Here is a 23,261-nt window from a genome sequence, read left to right on the forward strand (position 1 = left end):
CCAGCCCATCAAATGTAAAATTCTCCGGGCGAGAGCGAAACATTCTCCCCCTCTCGGGATGAGGTCTGGCAGTTGCGGCCTCAGCCGATGTCGGCGAGATCTTCCTCGAGGATCGCCATCTGAAACTGGAACGAGCGATCGTCGTCCTCGTCGTCGACGAACAGCACGCCGACGAACTCCTCGCCGATATAGACCTCGGCGGAGTCGTCCTTCTTCGGACGCGGCACGACGCGGATCTTGGGATTGCCGAATACACGCTTGAGATAAGCGTCTAGCTTCCTGACTTCCTGGACGTCCACGGCGGTCTCCATCGGATTTCTAAAATTCCGGGAGGTTTTTAGGACGAGACGACGCAGACTTCCAGCCGTAACTTCACAAATACGACTGGGAGAAAGTGTGGAAAATCAAAGCCCGATGGCGCCGAGCATCTGATCCATGGTGCGCGACGGCTCGGCGCAGCCGGCTTCGCCGACGATCTTGGCGGGAACGCCGGCTACCGTGACGTTGTGAGGCACCGCCTTTACCACCACCGAGCCGGCTGCGATGCGCGCGCAATGACCGATCTCGATATTGCCGAGGATCTTTGCGCCCGCCCCGATCAGCACACCGTGCCTGATCTTCGGATGACGGTCCTCGTTCTCCTTGCCGGTGCCGCCAAGGGTGACGCCGTGCAGGATCGAAACGTCGTCGTCGATCACGGCCGTCTCGCCGCAGACGAATCCGGTCGCGTGATCGAGGAAAATGCCGCGGCCGATCGTTGCGGCGGGGTTGATGTCGGTCTGGAACACCGCCGACGAACGGCTCTGCAGATAATAGGCGAAGTCCTTGCGGCCCTTCCGATAGAGCCAGTGCGCCAGCCGATGGGTCTGCAGCGCGTGGAAACCCTTGAAGTAGAGCAAGGGATCGATGAAGCGCGAGGTTGCGGGATCGCGGTCATAGACCGCAACCAGGTCGGCGCGGAATGCATTGCCGAGATCGGGCTCGTCGCGCAGCGCCTCGTCGAAGGTTTGGCGGATCAGATCGCCCGACAGCGCCGAATGATCGAGCCGCTCGGCGATACGATGCACCACCGAATCCTCGAGGCGGTCGTGATGCAGCACGGTCGCATAGATGAAGGACGCAAGCTCAGGCTCGCGGCGCACGATGTCCTCGGCCTCGCTGCGGATACGGTCCCAGATCGGATCGAGTGCGGCGAGCTTCGATGCCTGTGGATTGACCTGATGCACTGCCATGATGGCTCTCGCAAATTCGCTTGGTTGATCGATATTATAGCACGGCGGGCGGGTTTCTGTCCCGGGCAGGCCTTGGCAAAGTAAATCTTGGCAAAGTACACCGTTGCCGAACGGCCTTTCGGGGTCAGTTCAAGGTGGTCAGTCAATTCCGGAAATCAAGCCGGACCATGTCCGACTATTGGTCAATTTCGGCCGGCCGGCCATTCCCGGATGTTAGGGGCAGATGGGGGAAAATCACATCAGTACGCAGGCGCTGCGGGCGCGGACGGCTGCGGATGCGCGGTCGGCCTGGATCGCGGCCATCGCCATCCCCTTGATGTTGCTGGCCCCAGCGCTATGGAATGGCTACCCCCTGCTCCAGTGGGATACCGGCGGCTATCTCGCGCGCTGGTACGAAGGCTATCTGGTGCCGAGCCGCTCGACGACGTTCGGGCTCTATCTCCATTTCGGCGAAGATTCGAGCTTCTGGATCAATCTTGGCATCCAGGCGGTGGCGACGCTGTGGATCCTGCAGTTGACGCTGCGCGTGCTTGGCATGTCGCAGCCGTTGCGGCTCCTCTCCATCAGCCTCGCGCTGGGCCTGACCACCTCGCTGCCCTGGCTGGCCAGCACGCTCTTCACGGACATTTTCGCCGGCCTTGCCGTGCTGGCGCTCTTCATCCTGGTCGTGCACGGCAAGCGGACCTCGATCCCGGAAAAATGCCTGTTGTGCGGCCTTGCTGCCTTCAGCGCGGCATCGCACAGCGCAACGCTCGGGGTGCTGCTCGGGCTGTGCTGCATCGGATGGATCGCGCGCCCTTTTCTGCGGGAGCGCATTTCCATCGCCGGCCTGACGCAGGGCAGCCTCACCATCGTGGCCGGGGCCGTGCTGTTGCTGTCGACCAACTATGCCTTCTCGGGGAAGGTGGCATGGACACCCGGCGGTTACGGCGTCGCCTTTGGACGCATGCTGCAGGATGGCATCGTCGCGCAATATTTGCGCGATCATTGTCCGACGCAGAGTTTCAGGCTCTGCCCCTATCGCGATCGGCTTCCCGCCACTGCCGACCAGTTCCTGTGGGGCAGCAGCATGTTCAACACACTTGGCCGTTTCCAGGGATTGAACGACGAGATGAGCCACATCGTGCTGCATTCGCTGACCGAATATCCGGCCTGGCAGGCCGAGGCGGCGTTGACGGGGACAGTGCAGCAATTGATCCAGGTCGGTTCTGGTGAGGGCATCGGCGTCTGGCTCGGGCATACCTACGGAATCATCGAGCGCTTTCTGCCCGCGCAGGTGAAGCCGATGCGCGCGGCGCAGCAGCAGCGATGGCGCTTCGACTTCACCGCGATCAACCGGATTCACATTCCGGTCGCGCTGGCATCGATATTCCTGGTCGCAATCCTGTTCGGGCACGGCGTGCTGCGCCGCCCGTTCGACGATGTCACGTTGCTCGCCGGCGCAGTCACGTTCGCCATCCTGGGCAACGCGTTCATCTGCGCCGCGATATCAGGTCCGCATGATCGTTATGGTGCACGCATGGCGTGGCTCGCGACAATGGTGATGCTGATCGCGGCGATCCGGCTGGTCACCGGCGAGACCGCCTCGCGCGATCGTTCATTGCCGGCGTGACAGGAAGTCGGTGACACCGGCCTTGTAGACCTTGTCGCCGACCGCGCGCATGTGATCGCGGTTCGGAATGTCGAGCACCTCGGCGCCCGGAATGATTTGCCCCAGTGCGGCGGCCGAGCCCGCGATCTCATCCTTGCTGCCGACGGCGATCAAGACCGGCACGCCGATCCCGGCAGCCTCCTCCGCCGTCATCAGCCGCCGCGAGCCGCGCAGGCAGGCAGCCAGCGCGCGACGGTCGGAGCGGGTCTGATCGGCGAAGGCGCGAAACGTCCGCCCGACCGGATCGCTGACCTCCTCGAGCGACGGCGCCTCGAGCGCCAGCGCCACGTTCTCGCCGGGGCCACCGCCCTCGATCAGCCCGATCCCGATGCCGCCGAGGATCGCCGAGCGCAGCCGCTGCGGCTGCTCCCGTGCCAGGATCGCCGTCATGCGCGATCCCAGCGAATAGCCCATGATGTCGGCGCGCTCGATCCCGAGATGATCCAGCAAGGCGATGACGTCACCTGCCATGATCGCGATTTCGTAGTCGGCGGCGTCGTAGAGCTTTCCGGAATCGCCGTGGCCGCGATTGTCGAGCGCGATGACGCGACGGCCCTCTTTTCTCAAGTCGGAAACCCAGGTGGGATAGACCCAGTTGACGTTCTTGCTGGAGGCAAAGCCATGCACCAGAACGATCGGATCGCCCTCGCCTTCATCGAGATAGTCAATTTCGACAGCGCCGTTGTGAAAACTCGGCATCCTCAGTTCCATTTTTCAGGGGATCGAAACAAGCGAGCCTGCAATGCGGCAAGTCCAGCCTTGCAAGTCTAGCCCTGCAGGGTAGCGCCCGCCAGAGCCGGGCTGGACGGCAAGGATACCGCCTCCTGCAATCTTGATCGCCGCGCCTTGCTTCGACGCAGCCACGCTTCGGTGGCCCGCTCGGTGGTCGCCTTGATCGAGGACAGGAATCCGAACAGCGCGAGCAGCGCGCCGAACAGCCACATCGTCAGATTGAAGGCGCCGGTGGCCAGCAGCAGCGCGCCGCGTCCGAGCACTTTCAGAATCGCGCGGGTCTGACCGCCCTTGGATTCAGCGAGCCGCGCGGCGCGGGCGACATCCTTCGGTCCTTGCGCGATGCGCAGCGTGTCAAGCGCCCCGCGCGTGCCGGCCTTCTCGCCGACGCGTCCGACATCCTTTGCCAGCCGCACCAGCCCGCCGGCCTTCTCGGCGCGGAAGGCGGCCTTGATCGCTCCGACGGTCTCGCCGGGCCGCAACACCGAACCCTTCGCGACCGCCTGCTGCAACAGCGGCGCATCGACTACCTCGCGCGCGGAACGGCCGGCCCATTGCGTCAGTCCCTCGCCGAGCCGCCCGACCTTGCGGGCATCCTTGACCATGGAAAGGCCGGCACGAACCGGCCCGAGACCGCCGACCGAAACATAGGTCGCGGCGGTCACCGCAAGTCCGACGGTGGCGAGACCCAGCACCAGCCGGTCGACCTCCTCACCCGTCGCCATATTCTTGCCTTCGCGCACGACGTCCCTGATGTCGCCGAACACGAAGAGATCGCCGGCAACCGTGCCGGACAGGCTCGCGACATCGTCGGCATTGCCGGTCACCAGGCCAGTGGCAAAGCGCTTGGCAAAATGCGACGCCGAACCTGCATCCGTCACGGCATCGCGGACGCGCTTCGACAGTTCATCGCTGACGGCAATGCCCTTGTCACGGGCGAGTTCGACGAAACTGTTGGCCAGATCGGAATCGCCTTCCGCGAGCGCCGCCTCGATATGCTCGGCAACCAGCGCCTGGTTAGCCCGCAGGGCGGAATTGATGCGGATATCGGACAGCACCGCAGGGTCGTCCTGCGCCGCCAGAATGGCGCCGGCTTCGCGGGCATGTGGCCACAGCGCTGCGCACAGCGCAACGCTGAAAGCCATCCCTGCCAGTGCCAAACCGAACCGCAACTGCCCAATCCAAAAAAGTCCAATATTTTCGTCAATCCCAAGATGGTGTGCCGTTTTTAAGACACAACCGCCCCGACGAAAGAAGGGCTTTTCTCCGACGACAAGATTGTGTCGAATTTGCATGAGCAAAAGTGCGGTGGGTATCTCCAGGAATCGCCGAGGAACGGCTCTAGGAATCATCGGCACCCCCCACTATGGTGCGCGGCGTTCGATCTGTGCCGCATCGCGTTGATTGCGTTCGCCAATCGCTTCTATCCAAGGTGAAGCCTAATGTCCGACCATGTCGTCCCGCATTTCCATAACGACGCCGGCGTCTCGGTCATCGAGATCGGCTCGCAGGAATTCATGTGCGTGGGCGCCAACCCGCCGTTCGACCATCCGCACGTGTTTCTCGACCTTGGCAATGACAACGAGATCATCTGCCCCTATTGCTCGACGCTGTACCGCTTTGCCGCCGACCTCGGCGCGGGCGAAGCCCGTCCTCCGGAATGCGTGCTGAAGGACAAGGTCGCCTGACCCATCGGTGGCTGCCGCGCGCACCATCATCGTTGCTGGTGCCGGGATCGGGGGACTGACGGCAGCGCTTTCGCTCGCAGCGAAAGGTTTTCGCGTCATCATCCTGGAAAAGGCGGAACGGCTGGAGGAAGCCGGCGCCGGCCTGCAACTCTCGCCCAACGCCAGCCGGCTCCTGATCGACCTCGGCCTGCGGCCGCGGCTTGCCTCGCGCGCCGTGATGCCCGAAGCGATCAGCGTCATGAGTGCGCGCGCGGGCGGCGAGATCGTGCGCATCCCCCTTGGCGAGGCCGCCAGCCAGCGTGCCGGCGCGCCCTATTGGGTGATCCACCGCGCCGACCTGCAAGGTGCGCTCGCGGCAGCGGTCAACGAGCATCCGGACATCGACCTGCGGCTCGGCTGCCAGTTCGAGGACGTGACTTCGCACGCCAAGGGCCTGACGGTGGTGCAGCGCCGCGGCGACATCAGGCAACAGGAACTGGCGCAGGCACTGGTGGGCGCCGACGGTATCTGGTCGGCGGTGCGCAACCATCTGTTCCCGGCGATGCAGCCGCAGTTTTCCGGACTGATCGCCTGGCGCGGAACCCTCGACGCGACGACGTTGCCGCGCGAATATACCGCTCCAAGGGTGCAACTCTGGATGGGACCGGACGCGCATCTGGTCGCCTACCCGATCTCGGCGGCGCGGCAGATCAATGTGGTTGCGATCGTTCCGGGAACCTGGAACAGGCCGGGCTGGAGCGCGCCCGGCGACGCCAACGAACTGAAGAACGCGTTTGCCTCGCAGCGCTGGCCCGCGACGGCGCGGATGCTGATCAATGCCGTCGACGGCTGGCGGCGCTGGGCGCTGTTCACCCTGCCCGAGATCGGCGAATGGACCGGCGGCGCGATTGCGCTGCTTGGCGACGCCGCCCATGCGATGCTGCCGTTCGCCGCACAGGGCGCGGGCATGGCGATCGAGGACGCTGGCGTGCTGGCCAAATGTCTCAGCGAAGCGCCGGGCAACACGATCGCAGATATCCCTGCCGCGCTGAAGCACTATGGCCGGCTGCGGCGCGGCCGCGTGCTGCGGGTGCAGCGCACGGCACGGCAACAGGGACGCATCTACCATCTCGGCGGCCCGCTGGCGCTGGCGCGCGACCTCGCCATCAAGGCGATAGGCCCCGAGCGCATGCTGGCGCGGCACAACTGGATCTATGATTGGCGGGTGTGAGCGCGGAATTTTACGACCCCGCGACAGGCCGGGGCATGATGAGATCCGGCTCGCCCAAACAAAATATCGAAAACAACCCCATGCAAAGTAGCCGTCAACGGCCGGCGATCGACTGAACCAATCTCATTGGACTCCAGGTCGGCTTGGTATTGGCCTGACGTCCCCCGTTGACGCCGGTCCATCATTGGATGGTTTGCGAACAACTTATTTCAAAATTTACCTTTTCATCCGATCATCCACCAGCCCTCGTATTTCTCGCCCCAGAACAGGCTTGAGAAGGCGCCACGTGAATAGCGATGTGGCTCGATACGAAACGCACCACGCACCACGCACCACAGCATTTCCTTGATTCACGGAGGCCGAAGGTGGATATCTCACGCCGTCAGGCGCTTGCTGCTATGGGGATCTTTGGGGCCGGCTTTGGACTATCCGGATGCAGTATCCCCATTACACCGTTTTGTCCGACCGATCCCACGATAAGCGATCCAAGAACTCCACTCACGATCGACGTTCATGCGCACGTTTTCAATGGATCAGATTTGCAAATTGAAGGCTTCTTGAAGAAAATATTGGCACGCGACGACCCGGATACGTACAAGGAGGCGGCCGAGCTGCTTGCAGAGCTTGGACGTAACTTCGCTCCAAGCGCAGCGCAGGAACTCGCAGAACTGCAGAGAATTGATGCAACACTCAGATCCTGCAGTACGAACGGGGTCATGCAGGTTCTAAATGATGAGAGGGAAGCGGGTTACCGGCGCGCCAGGCGCGATCTGCAAATTGCTGTGCAGAGCATCCGCAGTCGGAAGGGACGCTTTGCCAGTAGTCCTTTAAGGCGGCAGATCGAAAACCTCCCGGAATCCTATTCTCAGTACAAGAAACTCGGTTCAGAAGCACGCTTTGCGCTAAGGAGAGTCACCGCGGATGGCGCGCTCCAGTTCTTGATCCGCTCGTTCCAATATCGGTACGTCAACGTCTACGAATATTTGCTCGAATACTCTCGCGGCAAGACGCGTAAGGTCGATGTGCTTGTCACCCACCTCGTTGACTACGACTGGCCCATCGGAGACGGCATACCGACCCCAACAAGCTTGAACGACCAAGTGAGGGTGATGGAGCGCATCTCACAAGTAACCGGTGGCCGAGTACTATGTTTCGCGCCTTTCGATCCCTTCAAGGAGATCGCAGCCGGATCGTCATTGGCCTTCGTGACCGATGCCGTCATGAATCATGGCTTCGTAGGCGTGAAGCTGTATCCGCCGATGGGATTTGCACCACTCGGTAATGCAGCGTTTCCCGACAGCTTCTGGAACGATAGCGCACTGCCGCCAAACTTTCCTCGGACCAAGCTGGGGCAAAATCTGGATCAGGTGCTTGTGGCGTTGTACTCGTGGTGCCAAACCAACGGCGTGCCGATCATGGCACACACAAGCGCCAGCAACGGTCCGGCGCTGAAGTTTGATCGGCTTACTTACGCAGAATATTGGGGCAACGTCGCGCGCGCCTTCCCCGCGCTCAGGGTTGATTTCGGTCATTTCGGTGTAACCAGCCTGGCGAGCGCGGCGCAACCAGATGCCCTCGCGGATTTGATGCCTGACGGAGAATACCTGTACGCAGACTCGGGTTACTTTTCAGAGGTTTTATCGGAACAGGCCAAGCTGGAGGCGTACTTGGCTGCCCGCATGCGACGAACCTCAACCCGCGGCCCAGCCGCCGTAGCTCAACGGCTCATGTATGGCACGGATTGGGAAATGGTCGTCCTTGAAGGGTTTATGTCGGGCCACTACCTCGCGCGGTTCGAAGCAATGTACGGTCGGCTAGACCGCGATAAGTCATTGGGCGCAGACGGCCTGCTTAGTGACCGCTTCTTTGGGATAAACGCTGCCAGGTTTCTTGGGCTTGGAATCGGCCAACCAAACAGAAGGCGCCTGGATCAATATTACAGCCTCAGTTCGAAGCCGGCTTGGATGGCCAAGGTCGACAGCTTGCCGGCATGGGCAATCTAGTCAGCGGGTCCACGGAGAGCCGTCTTGATTTGGACATGTCATCAGCAAACCAGCCAATCGGTGGGCGATGCTGCCGAAAGTCCATGTTCTCAGTACACTCGGCTCCCTTCAGTGCGCCAGACTAATTCGCCGCCCGCTTCGCCTTGGTGCGGCCGGCCTTGCCGGCCGGAGCCGCAGCGGTCGGCGGCGCCTCCGGCTTCGATTCCACGCACCTGTTCTTCTGCCAGGCTTCATCGGCGAGCTTGGATTGCCCGCGCAGCGCAATGTATTCGTTGCGGTAGGCAAGCTCCGCCACCACCGGGCCGGCGACGCCGGTCTCGGCCTTGTTCATCAGCCCCTGCAACTCCGCCGTCCGGGTAGCCAAAGTCTTGCGCTCTGTTTCAAGCTGCTTGCAATCGTAGAGATCGTATTTGGCGGGATCGGCGAAGGCCGGCGCAATGGTGTCGCTCATCCCAGCGCAGCCGGACAGGCCAGCCCCCAGCGCCAGCAGCGCCAGGACGGACAGGAAGCCTTTGAGTGACCGGCGGTGGAGCGGCAATATCGGCATCGATCCTCGTTAGGCGGATAATATTGAGATTGCCTAAAACAGGCCCAAAGTGTCCGCATTGAGGCTTTGCCTTGGCAGACGCCCTCACTTAAAGCAAAGGATGTGCCCGGCTGGAGGACATGCCAATTCCACTTCTCCGGTAAAGGCGCTAAGTATCTGATTTGGTAACAAAAGCGGGCGTGGCGGAATCGGTAGACGCAAGGGACTTAAATGGTTGAGTGCCCACGGGGAAACCCGAGGTGCAGAACTGCTCAAACTCGGGGAAACCGGTAACAGGCAATCCCGAGCCAAGCCCTCGGCATATCGTGCTAGGGAAGGTGTAGAGACTAGACGGGCAGCACCTACGACGCGAACGCGTTATGGTGAAGGTATAGTCCAGACCCCAAACCGGACTCGGAAGGTGCGAGTTTCGGGCGGCGAAAGCCGTAGCGGGTAAGAAAATCCCTCGGTTCGCAAGGACTGTGCCGGTTCGAGTCCGGCCGCCCGCACCACAGCCACCGCAGCGAGCCAACCGAAGCGCGTCCTCATGCGGGTCTATGGTGTTGATCTGAATAATGTCACATCGACAGGCTTCGATGTCCATCTCGTTGCTGACACAGCGGTTAAGCCCAAACGGAGCGATCCAAGCTTCCTAGGCTCTATCGCCCTGTTCCGGCATGATGGCCCGCAAGCGGCTTCCGCTGGGCCGCATGCTGGTCATGGGGCTGCGGCTCGCAAGGCGGCCGATACTTTTGACGTCACCAGAGCTCTCGTTGCATCAGGCCAAACAGATCCCTCGAAGCTAAATGTTGTGATCGTGCCCTATAGTCTAGCGTCCACGGTTGATGATCAAAAGTCGATCGTCGAAACAAATGCGCTAAAGTTCGATAATATCGAATTCCTCTCGAGCGGCTAGCGGGTCGCTGGGCTAAATGACATAAGTTCAAGGCCCACACGGCGTGCGCGCGCCGTTATCTCGACGCGTTTTTACTCTCCGTCTCGCTTGGATTCTCAGAATGCGACTTTCAGATTCACGTAGGGAAACACTGCAAATCCGTTCCATTCCAAGACTTTCACCGTCGAAAACTGCTGGGTGAACTGGAGGACGCCACTGAGCTGGATATTCGGGTTTGGTACCCAATCGGCCCGCGCCGCTGCCTGCAGGATAAGATCCTCGCGGCCACCCGGGAACTCCGTAAAGTGCCGCCCCTGAATGAAGCCGCCCGCAGCGGCGGTAAGACCTGCAATCGGAGTTTGCCAGGTCACGGCCCCCGCCAGTCTCGCAGAGGCATTACGCTGGCTTGCAATATCCGAGAAGGTGAAATCGCCGCCAGCCGCGACCGCTCCTGAAATGCAGAACGCTGCGTCAGACCCAGTGCCGCAGACGCTGCCACCTAAGTTCATATTGTTACGCGCCCAAGCAATGGATGGGGTGAACAGCTCGACCTGATACGGGTTGAATCCAGACCCGTACACCGTGCTCGAATTAAGCGAGTAGCTCAGGACGTCGGAAGTGGTAGTACCGGCTGACGTGCCAGGAACAACGCTAAGGACCTGTTTATAGGTTGCAACGTTAGTGAGAAGATCGAAGTCCTTCGCAGTGAGCCTGACATACCGTTGGTCGACCACGCCGGTCTGGAAGATAAAGCTATCGGCAACACCGACAGGTACATTGACGGTAATCAAACCGGTCGAGCCAAAGACCGTATCGCTCTTGGGAACCGGAGTCTTTGCTGCATTGGTGTCGAACACCGCCTGCGTGGAGGCCGAGATTGTTACCGTCGTTACCCGTGGTTTGGTCGTGACGACCTTCTCGATAACCACCTTCTTCCTGCGAACCTTGCGGGTCTCGCGATCGAGGCCGAATGTCTTGATGGCTTCCCTCTCCGCCTCAACGCTCATCGGCAGCATCAGCCCTTTTTCGGCGAACAGTTTCTTCAAACGGCGCCGCTGCTCCTCAAGTGGCACGGCCACCGTCTCTGTTGTGGTATAGGTCTGGACTCTCTCTTGGGTTATCACTTCCGTTTGAGGCAGATCCGGCTTCCTGTCCCTGGGGGGCGTCAGGGTCTCGATCCGAACCTGAAGGTTCGGGTCGACCTGGGCAACCGCAGCAGTACCGGGATTGATAATAATCGCCGCAATCAAGGTGATTAGTACGCAATGATTTCTGTTCATAGCCAGCTCCAGGAAACTCGTGAACCAGTCCCAAAAAACGCATTCGGCTCCTCTGGCGGTGCTGCTTGTATTGGCGGCAGCCTTCTTTGTACCGAGAGCAGGTGTTAGAGCCGATCCGCTAAGTGGCGGAGCAGACCCGAACCTTCAAAGCCGCATAGAACAGACCGCCCCGGGCGCCACGGAACGCCTGCTCAACAGCCTGCGTGACAACCCGCCACGCTATTCTGCTCCGCCCAAAAAGAAACTGCGCGCCCGCTCCTCCCGTCATCAACACAACAACGCAAACGTCGACGCACGCTGAGGCCGGCGGCTGATCAGCACTGTAGGACGGTTGAATTGTATTGAACCCCGATCGGCACGTTATAAAACCGTTGTACAAGTTCAAGTAGAATCTTTAATCACTGCACCGCCGGGCGGGGAAGCGCCCCGACGCTCGCGTTTTTGGGTAAGCGATGTTTGCCAATCTTTTTATTGTCAGCCTGCATCTCGACTACGCACACTGAAGCCTTCAGGAGTCGCTGAAGCACTTTCGGATCGGCGAGGTTCACGCCTTTTAGCGTAGATGAGCCCAAGGGGGCGGCCAGGGCGAGCGCATAGGGTAACGGTCCCTTAGGAGGGTAATTGATAGGCTGGAGGCAGCCTGCGGTTCGCGTTGCGCTCTGCCAATCCCAACTTTAGCACGCATTTTAGCACAGGCTAAAATCAAAGCCGAAAAATCCAAGCAAAATAAGCTACTTACTGCTTGACAAGAGGACTTAAAATCCCTCGATGGCAACGTCGTGTGGGTTCGAGTCCCGCCGCCCGCACCAGCCTTCGCTCGCGAAGCGAGTGAAGGCTGCCACGCCGAAGCCCACCGGGCGAAGGCGGGCCTGTGGCCGCGAGCTACGGCTGGGCGAGCCACACTCTGCCAAACGTAGCTTGAGCGGAGCGAAAGCGAAGACGGACGGGTAAGGCACTGGGGGATCACATTGCCGCAAATCGGCCTTTTCGAAATGCGCCGGCTGGAGATGCTGAGCAACACCATTTTTGGCGTTGCCATGACGCTGCTCGCCTATGATCTGCCCAAAGCCAGCAGCTTCAAGGAAGCGCCGACCTGGATCGGTCTGATCCACGTCTACGCGCAGCCCGTCATCGCCCTGATGATCAGCTTCGTGGTCGCCGGCCTGTTCTGGTTCAGCCATCACCGGCGGCTGGCGGTGGCGCCGGAAGCCGGACGCGGCGTGGTGTTTCTCAACCTGCTCTTCCTGCTCTCGATCATCATCCTGCCGGTGACCAACGGACTTTACGGCGGCTACAGGCTCGACGGCGTGGTGGCGGTGATCTACGGCCTCCATCTAACCATGATCGCCACACTGAACCTGCTGTTGTGGATTCTCGCACTGCGCGGTCAGAGCAACCCGCACCTGCTGGTGACCGCGGTGGTTCCGGTATTGGTATTCCTGCTTGGCACCGCCGTCGCCTTCGTCTCGCCGATGCTGGCGCAGTTCACATGGGGCCTGGCATTCCTGGCGCCGATCGCGGGCTGGTTCGCGGAGCGACGCGCAAAGCGCTAAAGCTTTGACGCGTTTTCTTCACGCGAACCGGTTTCCACTTCGCTGGAAAACGCTCTAACGCACCTTCGCCTCGCTCACGGTGAGCAGCCGGCCTGCCTCCTCCGCAATCGCCCGCTCCATCTTCTCCTGAAATTCCTTGCGCGGCAGGCCCGGCGCGATCGGCGGCAGGAAGGACAGTGTGATGGTGCCTGAATGCATCATCAGCGTCTTCTTGCCCCAGAACAGGCCGGAATTGCACGCCGCCGGCACCACGGGGACTTCGAGATTGGTGTAGAGCGCGGAGATGCCGGCGGACTGGAACGTCACGGGATCGTCGATCGCCTGCCGCGTGCCCTGCGGAAACAGCAGCACCTTGCGTCCCTCGCCGACCGCGCGTCTTGCTTCGTCGACCATCTGGCGCAGCGCCTGGCGACCCGCCGAGCGATCGACCAGGATCATCGGATAGCGCTCGAGAAACCATCCGACCAGGGGCAGCTTTCGCAGCTCCTTCTTGGCGACGATGCTGGCGTCGGGAAACATCGCGCAGAGCGCCGCGGTCTCCCACAGCGACTGATGGTTACAGGCGATGATGCAGGGTCCATCAGGCACGTGCTCGCGCCCTTCAACGCGATAATCCAGCCCGACCACATACTTCATCAGGAACATGATGCCGTTGGCCCATACCTGGGAAACCGCGCGCACCGTGGCGCTGCTGGCGTTGAACAGCGCCATGAACGGCATTGACAGCGCAACGACGACCGTCAGGACCACCACGGCGGCATCGAACAGGATCGACCTCAGATAATGCAAACGTTCCGTCCCCTCGAGCCCTGGCTGGAGCCTTTTCCGTTCCGATTGAATCGGAACGGGGCTCTGGATTCTTGTTTTGACGCGTTTTCTTCACGCGAACCGGTTCCCACTTCGCTGGAAAACGCTCCAGCGGCTCCCAATACAGCACTTTTCCCGGGTTGCACAATTCCGCCCGCCCCGCTGAAATGCATCCACCATGGATCGGCCCGATTATCCGTCCAGGATCGCCGCATGCCCGACAGCGAAAAAATCGCGACCGCGCCGCATCTCGTCTTCGATGCCATCACCGCAGGTGTCGCCAGCGCGCCGCTGGTGCTGCTGCTGCACGGCTTTGCGGAATCCATGCACTGCTGGCGCGCGCAGGTTACCGCGCTCGGCGACATGGGCTATCGCGCCATCGCGCCGAGCCAGCGCGGCTATTCACCTGGCGCCCGGCCCGATCCGCGCGAATTCTCGCATTACCTGATCGACCGTCTGATCGACGATGCGATGGCGATCGTGGCGGCCGCGGGCTATCGCGAGGCGCGCTTTCACCTGGTCGGCCACGACTGGGGCGGCAGCATCGCCTGGGGCATCGCCGACCGCCACCATGAGCGGCTGGCTTCGCTCACCATTCTATCGCGGCCGCACCCGAACGCGTTCAACCGCGCGCTGGCTGACGACAGCGCGCAGGCGCAGCGCTCAAAACATCACAAGGCGTTTCTGGAACCCGATGCCGCCGATATCGTGCTGGCCGACGATGCCAAATGGCTGCGCGACCGCCTCGCGGCGAACGGCGTTCCTGCCGAGGCCGTCAAGATGCATCTCGCCGTGCTCGGCAGCAAGCCGGCGATGGAAGCGGCTCTCGCCTGGTATCGCGCGCGCGGCGCGATCCGTGGGCCGCTCGGCCCGATCCGCGTGCCGACGCTCTACATCTGGGGCGATGCCGACGACACCGTCGGCCGCGCCGCCGCCGAAGGCACGGTCGACTTCATCGCCGCGCCCTACCGCTTTGAAGTGCTGCCTGGCGTCGGACACTTCGCGGCCGATCAGGTGCCGGAGCGCGTGAGCGAACTGCTGCTGGAACATCTTGCCGCGCATCCGGCCTGACAGGAACGCATTGGGCTCGAAAATGTTGTCATGCACAAACGGAGCATGACACTGGTGCGCGACGATCACTGCTGATTTCCGTCATTGCGAGGAGCGTAAGCGACGAAGCAATCCATTCTCTCTACATGGTGAGAGATGGATTGCTTCGCTGTGCTCGCAATGACGAGAACGCCTCATTCGCTCTTGTCGATGTTCCAGAACACCGGGGTCGCCGGGCCGTCGACGACGCCGGTCAGCGATTTGCGCCAGCCGCTCGGGATCGTGTACTGGCCGAGCGGGATGTAGATCACCTGTTCATAGGCCTGCTTCTGGATCTCGGCAGCGATCTTCTTCTGCTCGTCCGCGGAGCCGGAGCGCGCAAACTTGTCGCGGAGCTCCTCGATCCTGGCGTCTTCGGCCCAGCCGAACCAGCCGCCGTTCTTGCCACGACCGCTGACCGAAGCGTTGGCGATGGGATTGGAGACGTCGGCCGCGACCCAGTTGGTGAAGAACATGTTCCAGCCACCTTCCTTCGGCGGCTTCTGGCTGGCGCGGCGAGTCACCACGGTCTGCCAGTCGGTGGCCTGCAGGTCGACCTTGAAGCCGGCATCGCGGAGCAATTGCGCCGCGACGATCGGCTGTGCCTTCAGCGTCACGACGTCGCCGGGCGCCATCACCACGACAGGCGTGCCATCATAGCCGGACTCGGCGAGCAGCTTCTTCGCCTCCGCCATGCCGTTGCCCTTGACGAGGGACTCGGCACCGACATCGGTCTCCAGCGGCGTACCGCAGACGAAGATCGCGCCGCAGGTCTTTTGATACTTCTCGTTGCCGACCAGCGCATCGAGCACGTCCTTCTGCTTCATCGCGAGGAAGGCGGCGCGACGAACCTTGACGTTGTCGAAGGGCGGATAGAGGAAGTTCATCCGCCCGAGCGTCTGGAAGCCGAACTTGTTGAGGACGTCGATCTTGATGTCCTTGTTCGCCTCCAGCACCGGCAGCAGATCGAACGGCAGGTTCTCCATGAAATCGATGTCGCCCGACTGCAGCGCGTTCACCGCGGTCTGCGCGTCCGGCATCGTGATCCATTCGACGCGATCGACCTTCACCATCTTGCCGCCGGAGGTCCAGCTCGGCGGCTCCTTGCGCGGCACGTAGTCGGTATTCTTTTCATAGACCGCCTTCACGCCCGGCTGGAATTCCGCCTGCACGAACTTGAACGGACCGGAGCCGATCTGTTCCTTGATCTGCTGGCCGGCCGGAGTTTCCGCGAGCCGCTTCGGCATCATGAACGGGGTATAGGAAGATGGCTTGCCGATGGACTCCAGCACCAGGCCGTAGGGCTCCTTCAGCTTGAGGGCAAAGCTCCTGGCGTCGATGACGTCGAGGCTGGCGGTGAAGTCCATCAGCTTCTGGCCCATCGCGTCGTTGCGGCCCCAGCGCTTCAGCGAGGCGACGCAATCCTCCGCCGTCACCGGCTGGCCGTCATGCCATTTCAAGCCGTCGCGCAAGGTGAAGGTGTAGGTCAGCTTGTCGTCGCTGACTTTCCAATCCGCCATCTGCGGCTGGATCTTGAAACTGGAATCGGTCGCCAGCAGCGTGTCGTAGACCATGTAGCCGTGGTCGCGCGTGATGTAGGCGGTGGTGAAGCCGGGATCGATGACGCGAAGGTCGGAATGCATCACCGCGGTGATGGTTTTCTTGCCGGCGGCCGCAACGGCCTGCGACATCGCGGTCAGCGATGTCAGCGCCACCGAAAGCGCAAGCACCGACAGAGCGGATGCTATCGTGGGAGGTTTCCGACGCATGATGGGCAACATTCGATCTCTCCTGACGTGAAACTGGCCAAAGTCCGCTGATTCATTATGCATGCGGTTCGTTATTTGGGCGAACTAACACGCTGTAAATCCTGACTAATTGAAGACTTGCATCAAGCGCGGGGCGCGTCAATCGGCATTCATGATGAGGCCGCCGCGGCGGTGCGGCGCACCGCTGCGCTCATGTTTCACTTTACAAATGCGCCCGAGATCATTCTCGTAACGCCGCCGGACCACGCCGCCTGTTTCGAAAACCAACATAAGAAACCCGAGAGAAGTCCATGAACCCAGCCAATCTTCCCTTTGATTCCGAAGCGATGTTGCAGGGGCTGCGAAGCTGGGTGGAATGCGAAAGCCCGACCTGGGATGCAAGCGCCGTCGAGCGCATGCTGGGCCTCGCCGCGCGCGACATGGCGATCATGGGTGCGACCATCGAGCGCATCGCCGGCCGCCAGGGTTTTGCCGGCTGCGTCCGCGCCCGCTTCCCTCACCCGAGACAAGGCGAGCCCGGCATCCTGATCGCGGGTCACTTGGATACCGTCCATCCCGTCGGCACCATCGAGAAGCTGCAATGGCGGCGCGACGGCGACAAGTGCTTCGGCCCCGGCATCTTCGACATGAAGGGCGGCAATTACCTGTCGCTGGAAGCGATCCGGCAACTGGCGCGCGCCGCGTTCACGACGCCGCTGCCGATCACCGTGCTGTTCACGCCGGACGAGGAAGTCGGCACGCCATCGACCCGCGACATCATCGAGGCGGAGGCCGCGCGCAACAAATACGTGCTGGTGCCGGAGCCGGGACGGCCCAACAACGGCGTCGTCACCGGGCGTTACGCGATCGCGCGATTCAATCTGGAAGCGATCGGCCGCCCGAGCCACGCCGGTGCAACGCTCTCTTCCGGCCGCTCCGCGATCCGCGAAATGGCACGCCAGATTATAGCGATCGACGGCATGACGACCGAAGATTGCACATTCTCGGTCGGCATCGTGCATGGCGGCCAATGGGTCAACTGCGTTGCCACTACCTGCACCGGCGAGGCGCTCAGCATGGCAAAGCGCCAGGCCGATCTCGATCGCGGCGTCGAGCGCATGCTGGCGCTGTCAGGCACCAGCAACGATGTAACCTTCACCGTCACGCGTGGCGTGACCCGTCCGGTGTGGGAGGCGGATGCCGGCACCATGGCGCTTTACGAAAAGGCGCGCGGGGTTGCCGCGCAGCTCGGCCTCGAACTGCCCCATGGCAGCGCCGGCGGCGGTTCCGACGGCAATTTTACCGGCGCGATGGGCATCCCGACGCTGGACGGCCTCGGCGTCCGCGGCGCCGACGCCCATACGCTGAACGAGCATATCGAGGTCAACAGCCTCGCCGAACGCGGCCGCCTGATGGCGGGATTGCTGGCGACGCTGGAGTAAGGGCGGCGTCCTTCCGTCGTCATTGCGCCCGACCGCCTAGCTGCATCGCAAAAAACGCAGGCGCGATGGCACGGGACTTGCTGAAATGCTACGCTGGCAGCGCGGACAACCACACGGACAACCACACTTGGGACCGGTGCTGCCCAATTCACCCACAACTGACGGATCAAGATGCTCGGATACCTGCTTCGCCGCATTCTCGCCGCCATTCCCGTCATGGGCGTGGTCGCGCTGTTTGTGTTTCTCCTGCTGCGGCTGACGCCCGGCGATCCCGCTGCGATCCTGGCCGGCGACAACGCGACACCAGAGCAACTCGAGCGCATCCGCACATCCCTCGGCCTCAACGAGCCGCTCTATACCCAGTTCGTCACCTGGATCGGAAAACTCCTGCAGGGCGATCTCGGCCAGTCGCTGATCTCGAACAAGCCTGTGTTCGAGTTGATCGCCTCGCGCGTCGAGCCCTCGATCTCGATTGCCCTTTCGACGATCATCCTGGCCATTCTGGTCGCGGTGCCGCTCGGCGTGGTCGCAGCCTGGAAGCACGGCACCTGGATCGATCGCTTCGTGATGGGCCTGTCGGTGATCGGCTTCTCGGTGCCGGTGTTCGTGATCGGCTATGTGCTGATCCAGATCTTCGCGATTGAACTGCGCTGGGTGCCGGTGCAGGGCTTTCGCAGCATCACGGCGGGCTTCGGTCCGTTCTTCGAGCGCATCATCCTGCCGACCTGCACGCTCTCCTTCATTTACGTCGCGCTGATCGCACGCATGACGCGGGCGGCGATGCTGGATGTGCTCGGCGAAGACTACGTCCGCACCGCGCGCGCCAAGGGCATCAGCGAGACCGGCGTGCTACTGCGTCACGCGCTGCGCAATGCCGCCGTGCCTGTCATCACCGTGATCGGCACCGGTTTTGCCCTGCTGATTTCCGGCGTCGTCGTCACCGAGAGCGTGTTCAACCTGCCGGGCATCGGCCGCCTCACCGTCGATGCGGTGCTGGCACGCGACTATCCGGTGATCCAGGCGATGATCCTGCTGACGTCGCTGGTCTACGTCACCGTCAATCTCCTGATCGACGTCGCCTACACCCTGCTTGATCCCAGAATTCGTTATTGAGGCGCGCACCCGATGGCGATCGATACCCTTCCCGAACCGTCAATTCCGGTCACCACGCCGTTCCGGCCGAAACTGGGATTCCTCACGGCATCGCCGATCATCGCGGTGGCCACGATCTGCCTTGTGCTGATCATCGCGATATCGATCGCGGCCCCCCTGCTCGCACCGCACGACCCGAAATTGCTGCTCCCGGCGCAGCGGCTTAAACCGGCCAGCGCGGAATTCCTGCTCGGTACCGACGCCTATGGCCGCGACCTGCTGTCGCGCATTATCTATGGCGGCCGGATTTCGCTTCTGATCGGGCTTGGAGCCGCGGTCTTCTCGATCGGCATCGGCCTCGTGATCGGCCTCGTCTCCGGCTTCTTCAAATGGGTCGACGCCGTCATGATGCGGGTGATGGACGGCCTGATGGCGATCCCCTCCATCCTGCTCGCGATCGCCGTGGTGTCGCTCTCCGGCGCCAGCCTGATGACGGTGATGGTGGCGATCACCATTCCGGAAATCCCGCGCGTGGCGCGGCTGGTCCGTTCCGTCGTGCTGTCGGCGCGCGAGGAGCCCTATGTCGAGGCCGCGATTTCGGTCGGCAGCAGCCTGCCCAAGATCATGTGGCGGCATTTGATGCCGAACACGGTGGCGCCGCTGATCGTGCAAGGCACTTACGTCGCCGCCTCCGCCATCCTCACCGAGGCGATCCTGTCGTTCCTCGGCGCCGGCATCAGCCCGGAGACCCCGACCTGGGGCAACATCATGGCCGAGGGCCGCGCCTACTTCCAGGTCAAGCCGTCGCTGATCTTCTGGCCGGGCCTGCTGCTGTCGATCGCGATCCTGAGCATCAACCTGATCGGTGACGCCGCCCGCGATGCGCTGGATCCGCGCATGAAGCAGCGGGAGGCCGGCAAGTGACCGACATGAAAGACACCGTTCTCGACATCGACGATCTCGTCGTAAGCCTCGGCAGGAAGCCCGGCGGCCAGCGCATCATCGACGGCATCTCCCTGCAGGTCCGCGAAGGCGAGACGCTGTGCGTGGTCGGCGAAAGCGGCTCCGGCAAGTCCGTGACCTCGCTGACCGTGATGGGGTTGTTGCAGAAGGGCGCGCTGACCCCGACCGGCGGCAGCGTCAAGCTGGTCGGCGAGGAACTGCTCGCCGCCTCCGACCGCCGCTTGCGCGAACTGCGCGCGACGCGAATGGCAATGATCTTTCAGGAGCCGATGACGGCGCTCAACCCGGTGGTTCCGGTCGGCCGCCAGATCGACGAGGTGTTGCGCGTCCACACCAGTCTCGACGCACGGGCTCGGCGCCGGAAGATCCTGGCAATGATGGAACACGTCCGCCTGCCCGACGTGGAACGCATCTTCGCTTCCTACCCGCACCGGCTGTCCGGCGGCCAGCGCCAGCGCATCATGATCGCGATGGCGCTGGTGCTCGAACCGAAACTGCTGATCGCGGACGAGCCGACCACCGCGCTCGACGTCACAACACAGAAGCAGATCCTCACGCTGATCCGCGACCTGCAGCGCGACCACGGCACCGCCGTGCTGTTCATCACCCACGACATGGGCGTGGTGGCCGAGATCGCCGACCGCGTCGCCGTGATGCGCCACGGAAGGCTGGTCGAGACCGGAACGCTCGATGCGATCCTGCGCACGCCTGCGATGGAATATACCCGCAACCTGCTCTCGTCGGTACCGAGCCTGGTGCCGCGCCCGCCGCGGGCAGAGACCAGCGAACCGGTCGTGCTGGAAGCCAACCAGCTCGGCAAGGTCTATCGCGAGCGTTCCTTCCTCGGAAAGGCGCGCGAAGTCGCCGCGGCCAAGGATGTCACCCTCACCCTGCGCAAGGGCCGCACGCTCGGCATCGTCGGCGAAAGCGGCTCCGGCAAGTCGACGGTGGCACGCTGCATCGTCCGCCTGATCGATCCGACCTCCGGCGGCATACGCCTTGCGGGCCGCGAGATTTCCGACCTGTCGCGGCGGCTGCTGCAGCCGCACCGCAAGAAGATCCAGATCATCTTCCAGGACCCCTATCGCTCGCTCAATCCCCGCGTCACCGTCGGCGAGACCATCGCCGAAGGCCCGATCAATTACGGCATGCCCCGCACTGAGGCGCTGGCGAAGGCGCGCGAACTGCTCGAACTGGTCGATCTGCCGGCGGATGCCGTATCGCGCTATCCGCACCAGTTCTCCGGCGGCCAGCGCCAGCGCATCGCGATTGCCCGGGCGCTCGCGCTCGATCCCGACGTTCTCGTCGCGGATGAAGCGGTGTCCGCGCTCGACGTTTCGGTGCAGGCGCAGGTGCTGGAACTGCTCGACGAAATCCAGCGGCGACTGGGCATCGCCTTGCTGTTCATCACCCATGACCTTCGCGTCGCGGCACAGATCTGCGATGACGTCGCCGTGATGCAGCATGGCCGGATCGTGGAACAAGGACCGGCCGCGGAGGTGCTGACGCATCCGCAGCAGGCCTATACCAGGGCGCTGCTCGACGCCGCTCCCGGCCGCGGCTGGGATTTTGCCAACTTCCGGCCGGTCGAAGTGGCGGCGGAGTAGCCCTTCTGCCGTCATTGCGAGGAGCGAAGCTACGAAACAATCCATCTATCCGTCATGCCGAGAGATGGATTGCTTCGCGGAGCCTGTCATCGGGCGCGCGTTCGCGCGACCCGCTGGCTCGCAATGACAGTGGGGCGGCATGCAAAACGGAATTGCTCCCCGGCTTGCGCTTGCCACGATGTCCCGCTTAACGTCCCTCCAACCAGGAACACCGGCTGAGATAAAATGACCCGTATTGCCGTCGGCGGCTTTTTGCACGAGACCAATACTTTCGCGCCGACCAAGGCGACCTATCAGGATTTCGTTCACGGCGGCGGCTGGCCGGCGATGGCGCACGGCGCCGATGTGCTCAAGGTCATGCGCAACATCAATGTCGGCCTGGCCGGTTTCATCGAGTCGGCTGAAGCCGGTGGCTGGGAGCTGGTCCCGACCATTTCCGCGGCCGCCAGCCCCTCGGCGCATGTCACGACGGATGCCTTCGAACGCGTGATGGAGGAGATGGTCGACGGCATCGCGGCGGCAGGGCCGATCGATGCGGTCTATCTCGATCTGCATGGCGCCATGGTCACTGAACGGCACGACGATGGCGAAGGCGAAATCCTCGCGCGTGTGCGCAAGGTGATCGGCAAGGACGTGCCGCTGGTCGTGAGCCTCGACCTGCACGCCAACGTCTCGCCCGAGATGATGGAGCATGCGGATGCACTCATTGCCTACCGCACCTACCCTCATGTCGACATGGCCGAGACCGGCCGCGCCTGCGCAAGGCACCTTGCGCTGCTGCTGAAGTCGAAGACGCGCCTTGCAAAGGCGTTCCGGCAATTGCCGTTCCTGATCCCGATCTCCTGGCAATGCACCAGCGACCAGCCGACCAGGGACATCTATGAAGAAGTCGCGGCGCTCGAAAGCGAGGCGGTTCCGACCCTGTCGTTCGCACCGGGCTTTCCGGCAGCGGATTTCGCGCATTGCGGCCCGAGCGTGTTTGCCTATGGCCGGACGCAGGCCGACGCCGATGCGGCCGCCGAGAGGATCGCCGCGCTCGTCGAGAGCCATGAAGACGATTTCGACGGCCACATCTATTCGCCCGATGACGGTGTGCGCCTCGCCATGGAACTGGCGAAGACCGCGCGCAAGCCGATCGTCATCGCCGACACCCAGGACAATCCCGGCGCGGGCGGCGATTCCGACACCACCGGCATGCTGCGCGCACTGGTGCGCAACAAGGCATCCGCCGCGACCGGCGTGATCTACGATCCGGAGGCGGCGAGAGCCGCGCATGCGGCCGGCCTCGGCGCCACCGTAACGCTCGATCTCGGCGGCAAGTCCGGCATTCCCGGCGATCAGCCTTACAAGGAAACCTTCATCGTCGAAAATTTGTCGGACGGAAAGTTCGTCGCTGCAGGCCCCTATTACGGCGGCCGCGACATGGACATGGGCCTGTCGGCCTGCCTGCGCATCGGGGATGTCCGCGTGGTGGTCGGCTCCTACAAGGCACAGCTTGCGGACCAGTCGATGTACCGTTATGTCGGCATCGAACCGACGGAACAGAAAATTCTGGTCAACAAGAGCTCGGTGCACTTCCGCGCCGATTTCGAGCCGATCGCCGAAAAACTTCTGATCTGCGCCGCGCCCGGCGCGATGCCCGCCGACACGGCGGCGCTGCCCTGGACGCGGCTGCGGCCGGGCATCCGCCTCAAGCCGAACGGCCCCGCCTTCACCCCATCCACCTGATCACGTCAACATCGT

General features: G+C 62.6%; 20 protein-coding genes and 1 pseudogene. 12 read left to right on the top strand and 9 right to left on the bottom strand.

Features of this window, described 5'->3' with window-relative positions; translation table 11 throughout:
• Positions 1-80: 80 nt before the first annotated feature.
• Both V7E26_RS16420 and cysE read right to left on the bottom strand, forming a co-directional pair.
• On the bottom strand, positions 81-299 hold the full coding sequence (locus V7E26_RS16420; RefSeq protein ID WP_171709115.1) for a DUF3126 family protein: 219 nt from the start codon (positions 297-299) through the stop codon (positions 81-83).
• 105 nt (positions 300-404) lie between these two features.
• A complete protein-coding gene (cysE, locus tag V7E26_RS16425) occupies positions 405-1,232 on the bottom strand; it encodes a serine O-acetyltransferase (RefSeq protein ID WP_324417835.1) in 828 nt (275 codons plus the stop codon).
• A gap of 223 nt (positions 1,233-1,455) precedes the next feature.
• Between cysE and V7E26_RS16430 the strand changes: the two genes are divergently transcribed.
• Positions 1,456-2,844, top strand: a complete 1,389-nt coding sequence (locus tag V7E26_RS16430) for a hypothetical protein (protein ID WP_324417837.1) — start codon at positions 1,456-1,458, stop codon at positions 2,842-2,844.
• Here V7E26_RS16430 and V7E26_RS16435 read toward each other — a convergent pair.
• Together V7E26_RS16435 and V7E26_RS16440 are read right to left on the bottom strand one after the other, a co-directional pair.
• Complete coding sequence (locus tag V7E26_RS16435; RefSeq protein WP_324417839.1) at positions 2,830-3,582, bottom strand: alpha/beta fold hydrolase; 753 nt, start codon at positions 3,580-3,582, stop codon at positions 2,830-2,832. The genes V7E26_RS16430 and V7E26_RS16435 overlap by 15 nt on opposite strands.
• Positions 3,583-3,650: 68 nt before the next feature.
• Entirely contained in the window at positions 3,651-4,760 is a 1,110-nt protein-coding gene (locus V7E26_RS16440; protein WP_324417841.1) for a hypothetical protein, read from the bottom strand.
• A 297-nt stretch (positions 4,761-5,057) separates the two neighbouring features.
• Here V7E26_RS16440 and V7E26_RS16445 point away from each other — a divergent pair, with 297 nt between their 5' ends.
• From V7E26_RS16445 to V7E26_RS16455, 3 genes are all read left to right on the top strand, one after another.
• On the top strand, positions 5,058-5,303 hold the full coding sequence (locus tag V7E26_RS16445; protein ID WP_057852504.1) for a zinc-finger domain-containing protein: 246 nt from the start codon (positions 5,058-5,060) through the stop codon (positions 5,301-5,303).
• Between the two features lie 7 nt (positions 5,304-5,310).
• Positions 5,311-6,513: an FAD-dependent monooxygenase gene (locus tag V7E26_RS16450; RefSeq protein ID WP_324417845.1), complete on the top strand. Its 1,203-nt coding sequence runs from the start codon at positions 5,311-5,313 to the stop codon at positions 6,511-6,513.
• Between the two features lie 365 nt (positions 6,514-6,878).
• A complete protein-coding gene (locus V7E26_RS16455; protein WP_324417847.1) occupies positions 6,879-8,516 on the top strand; it encodes an amidohydrolase family protein in 1,638 nt (545 codons plus the stop codon).
• Between the two features lie 121 nt (positions 8,517-8,637).
• Here the strand turns inward: V7E26_RS16455 and V7E26_RS16460 are convergent, their stop codons facing one another.
• Positions 8,638-9,063 carry a twin-arginine translocation pathway signal gene (locus tag V7E26_RS16460; RefSeq protein WP_324417849.1) on the bottom strand — a complete coding sequence of 142 codons (426 nt, stop codon included), beginning with the start codon at positions 9,061-9,063 and terminating at the stop codon, positions 8,638-8,640.
• A gap of 496 nt (positions 9,064-9,559) precedes the next feature.
• Between V7E26_RS16460 and V7E26_RS16465 the strand changes: the two are divergent.
• A pseudogene (locus tag V7E26_RS16465) lies at positions 9,560-9,958 on the top strand (DUF7868 domain-containing protein); the annotation flags it as partial.
• Between the two features lie 95 nt (positions 9,959-10,053).
• On the opposite strand, the gene V7E26_RS16470 reads toward V7E26_RS16465, so the two are convergent.
• A complete protein-coding gene (locus tag V7E26_RS16470; protein WP_324417852.1) occupies positions 10,054-11,217 on the bottom strand; it encodes a hypothetical protein in 1,164 nt (387 codons plus the stop codon).
• A 962-nt stretch (positions 11,218-12,179) separates the two neighbouring features.
• Here V7E26_RS16470 and V7E26_RS16475 point away from each other — a divergent pair.
• Positions 12,180-12,770, top strand: a complete 591-nt coding sequence (locus V7E26_RS16475; protein ID WP_442893413.1) for a TMEM175 family protein — start codon at positions 12,180-12,182, stop codon at positions 12,768-12,770.
• A 54-nt stretch (positions 12,771-12,824) separates the two neighbouring features.
• On the opposite strand, the gene V7E26_RS16480 is transcribed toward V7E26_RS16475, so the two are convergent.
• Positions 12,825-13,559, bottom strand: coding sequence for a lysophospholipid acyltransferase family protein (locus V7E26_RS16480; RefSeq protein WP_324417855.1), 735 nt, complete (start codon positions 13,557-13,559; stop codon positions 12,825-12,827).
• Positions 13,560-13,790: 231 nt separating this feature from the next.
• Here V7E26_RS16480 and V7E26_RS16485 point away from each other — a divergent pair, with 231 nt between their 5' ends.
• Positions 13,791-14,648, top strand: coding sequence for an alpha/beta fold hydrolase (locus V7E26_RS16485; RefSeq protein ID WP_324417857.1), 858 nt, complete (start codon positions 13,791-13,793; stop codon positions 14,646-14,648).
• A 173-nt stretch (positions 14,649-14,821) separates the two neighbouring features.
• On the opposite strand, the gene V7E26_RS16490 is transcribed toward V7E26_RS16485, so the two are convergent.
• Together V7E26_RS16490 and V7E26_RS16495 are read right to left on the bottom strand one after the other, a co-directional pair.
• Positions 14,822-16,447: an ABC transporter substrate-binding protein gene (locus tag V7E26_RS16490; RefSeq protein ID WP_324417859.1), complete on the bottom strand. Its 1,626-nt coding sequence runs from the start codon at positions 16,445-16,447 to the stop codon at positions 14,822-14,824.
• A 126-nt stretch (positions 16,448-16,573) separates the two neighbouring features.
• Entirely contained in the window at positions 16,574-16,705 is a 132-nt protein-coding gene (locus V7E26_RS16495; protein ID WP_324417861.1) for a hypothetical protein, read from the bottom strand.
• A gap of 20 nt (positions 16,706-16,725) precedes the next feature.
• Between V7E26_RS16495 and V7E26_RS16500 the strand changes: the two genes are divergently transcribed.
• The 5 genes from V7E26_RS16500 to V7E26_RS16520 all read left to right on the top strand — a co-directional run bounded on the left by V7E26_RS16500 (position 16,726) and on the right by V7E26_RS16520 (position 23,246).
• Entirely contained in the window at positions 16,726-17,856 is a 1,131-nt protein-coding gene (locus V7E26_RS16500) for a M20/M25/M40 family metallo-hydrolase (RefSeq protein ID WP_324417863.1), read from the top strand.
• Positions 17,857-18,027: 171 nt separating this feature from the next.
• A complete protein-coding gene (locus tag V7E26_RS16505) occupies positions 18,028-18,969 on the top strand; it encodes an ABC transporter permease (RefSeq protein ID WP_324417865.1) in 942 nt (313 codons plus the stop codon).
• Between the two features lie 12 nt (positions 18,970-18,981).
• The gene (locus V7E26_RS16510; protein WP_324417867.1) at positions 18,982-19,872 is read left to right on the top strand and encodes an ABC transporter permease; all 891 of its coding nucleotides are present in this window, start codon (positions 18,982-18,984) and stop codon (positions 19,870-19,872) included.
• Between the two features lie 5 nt (positions 19,873-19,877).
• On the top strand, positions 19,878-21,518 hold the full coding sequence (locus V7E26_RS16515; protein WP_324417898.1) for an ABC transporter ATP-binding protein: 1,641 nt from the start codon (positions 19,878-19,880) through the stop codon (positions 21,516-21,518).
• A 225-nt stretch (positions 21,519-21,743) separates the two neighbouring features.
• Positions 21,744-23,246, top strand: a complete 1,503-nt coding sequence (locus V7E26_RS16520; protein ID WP_324417869.1) for a M81 family metallopeptidase — start codon at positions 21,744-21,746, stop codon at positions 23,244-23,246.
• The last annotated feature ends 15 nt before the right edge of the window (positions 23,247-23,261 follow it).

Origin of the sequence: Bradyrhizobium sp. (assembly GCF_036735945.1) — a bacterium.
In the GTDB taxonomy this organism is placed as follows: Bacteria; Pseudomonadota; Alphaproteobacteria; order Rhizobiales; family Xanthobacteraceae; genus Bradyrhizobium.

What these genes read in the sequence shown, in the direction of transcription:
- V7E26_RS16485 (WP_324417857.1), top strand. Translation starts at nt 13,791, where the DNA reads ATGCCCGACAGCGAAAAAATCGCGACCGCGCCGCATCTCGTCTTCGAT.
- V7E26_RS16445 (WP_057852504.1), top strand. Translation starts at nt 5,058, where the DNA reads ATGTCCGACCATGTCGTCCCGCATTTCCATAACGACGCCGGCGTCTCG.
- V7E26_RS16435 (WP_324417839.1), bottom strand. Translation starts at nt 3,582, where the DNA reads ATGCCGAGTTTTCACAACGGCGCTGTCGAAATTGACTATCTCGATGAA.
- V7E26_RS16490 (WP_324417859.1), bottom strand. Translation starts at nt 16,447, where the DNA reads ATGTTGCCCATCATGCGTCGGAAACCTCCCACGATAGCATCCGCTCTG.
- cysE (WP_324417835.1), bottom strand. Translation starts at nt 1,232, where the DNA reads ATGGCAGTGCATCAGGTCAATCCACAGGCATCGAAGCTCGCCGCACTC.
- V7E26_RS16470 (WP_324417852.1), bottom strand. Translation starts at nt 11,217, where the DNA reads ATGAACAGAAATCATTGCGTACTAATCACCTTGATTGCGGCGATTATT.
- V7E26_RS16520 (WP_324417869.1), top strand. Translation starts at nt 21,744, where the DNA reads ATGACCCGTATTGCCGTCGGCGGCTTTTTGCACGAGACCAATACTTTC.
- V7E26_RS16515 (WP_324417898.1), top strand. Translation starts at nt 19,878, where the DNA reads ATGAAAGACACCGTTCTCGACATCGACGATCTCGTCGTAAGCCTCGGC.
- V7E26_RS16500 (WP_324417863.1), top strand. Translation starts at nt 16,726, where the DNA reads ATGAACCCAGCCAATCTTCCCTTTGATTCCGAAGCGATGTTGCAGGGG.
- V7E26_RS16505 (WP_324417865.1), top strand. Translation starts at nt 18,028, where the DNA reads ATGCTCGGATACCTGCTTCGCCGCATTCTCGCCGCCATTCCCGTCATG.
- V7E26_RS16460 (WP_324417849.1), bottom strand. Translation starts at nt 9,063, where the DNA reads ATGCCGATATTGCCGCTCCACCGCCGGTCACTCAAAGGCTTCCTGTCC.
- V7E26_RS16510 (WP_324417867.1), top strand. Translation starts at nt 18,982, where the DNA reads ATGGCGATCGATACCCTTCCCGAACCGTCAATTCCGGTCACCACGCCG.
- V7E26_RS16495 (WP_324417861.1), bottom strand. Translation starts at nt 16,705, where the DNA reads ATGTTGGTTTTCGAAACAGGCGGCGTGGTCCGGCGGCGTTACGAGAAT.
- V7E26_RS16430 (WP_324417837.1), top strand. Translation starts at nt 1,456, where the DNA reads ATGGGGGAAAATCACATCAGTACGCAGGCGCTGCGGGCGCGGACGGCT.
- V7E26_RS16440 (WP_324417841.1), bottom strand. Translation starts at nt 4,760, where the DNA reads ATGGCTTTCAGCGTTGCGCTGTGCGCAGCGCTGTGGCCACATGCCCGC.